This window comes from Cryobacterium sp. MLB-32, assembly GCF_000738085.1.
Taxonomy (GTDB): Bacteria; Actinomycetota; Actinomycetes; order Actinomycetales; family Microbacteriaceae; genus Cryobacterium.
Genome location: NZ_JPRS01000178.1, coordinates 1 through 893, shown reverse-complemented (window position 1 = coordinate 893; position 893 = coordinate 1). Strand labels below are relative to the sequence as shown.

Annotated in this window: 1 protein-coding gene; it reads left to right on the top strand. The window is 59.1% G+C overall.

What is annotated here, in order from left to right; genetic code table 11:
- Window positions 1-893 (top strand): transglycosylase domain-containing protein (locus JF66_RS15085; RefSeq protein ID WP_035879333.1); only part of this gene is annotated, 893 nt, incomplete at both ends.

Genomic DNA, 893 nt, shown 5'->3' with positions numbered 1-893 from the left:
TGACCATTGACGCGCTCTCGCAGAAAAGCAACATCTATGCCGTGCAGACGGACGGAACGCCGGTGCTGTTGGCGTCCTTCTACGACCAGAACCGAATCGAGGTGGGGTTTGATGCGATCAGCCCCTACGCCAAGGACGCGGCCATCGCGGGTGAAGATCCTCGGTTCTATGAGCACGGTGGAATCGATCTGCAGGGAACGCTCCGCGCGACGGCGTCGACGGTGTCGGGCGGAGCCACCCAGGGCGGATCATCGATCACGCAGCAATACGTCAAGAATGTGCTCATTCAAAAATGTGAGCTGATCTCCGACGCCGCGAAGCATGACGACTGTTATGCCCAAGCTACCGAGACGACCCCGGAGCGCAAGCTGAAGGAAATGCGCCTCGCCATCGGGGTGGAAAAGGCCATGGGCAAGAACGATATTTTGCGCCAGTACTTCAATATCGCCGGTTTTGGTGGCACGGTCTACGGCATCGAGGCCGCTGCAAACTATTACTACAACACGACGGCGGCGAATCTGACGCTCGCTCAGGCGGCGAGCCTCGTCGCGATCGTGAACAATCCGGTGAAATTTCAGATCGACAAGCCGAACAGTGTCTCCAACGGAGCCGCAAACGGATACGCGGCCAACAGGCAGCGCCGTGACTACCTGCTGGGAGCCATGCTCAAGTACGACAAGATTTCTCAGACGGACTACGACGCCGCGATCGCGACTCCGATCGAACCCGTCATCACTGAGCCCAGTACGGGGTGCCAGACAGCTCTGGCCAATGCCTACTTCTGCGACTATGTCACGAAGATTCTGCAGAATGACCCTGCTTTCGGCGATGATGGCGCGGCGCGCATGCTCAACTTCCGCCGCGGCGGCTACGACGTCTACACGACCCTGGAC